General features: G+C 42.1%; 1 protein-coding gene. It reads left to right on the forward strand.

Translation table 11 applies throughout. The features are described from left to right. On the forward strand, nt 1-288 hold a 288-nt coding region (gene fliO / locus Q4528_RS12915; protein ID WP_303521880.1), incomplete at its 5' end, for a flagellar biosynthetic protein FliO. Between the last annotated feature and the right edge of the window lie 68 nt (nt 289-356).

Genomic DNA, 356 nt, shown 5'->3' on the forward strand with positions numbered 1-356 from the left:
TTAGCTGTAGTGCTGGTGACCATTTTGGTTTGTGCTTGGGTGCTTAAGAAAACTCGATTAAATCAATTTGCTGGCGGCCAGTCTAAAGTTATCACTAATTTGGCACTGGGCACTCGCGAGCGCATTATGGTGGTAGAAATAGGTGAGCAACAATATTTGCTGGGGGTCACCGCCCAGTCAATAAACCTATTAGATAAGTTGGAGCAACCACTGGAAGCGAAACCGAATAAAATGAGTGGCCATTTTGCTAAACAGCTGCAAGGGATATTGTCGAAAAATGAAAAGTAAGCTGTTTTACGGTTTATTATTGTGCTTTGCATTTGTTGCACCTAGCTTTGCTCAAGAGGGTATTTTAC

Source organism: Staphylococcus pasteuri (assembly GCF_030547725.1).
GTDB classification, from domain to species: Bacteria; Bacillota; Bacilli; order Staphylococcales; family Staphylococcaceae; genus Staphylococcus; species Staphylococcus pasteuri.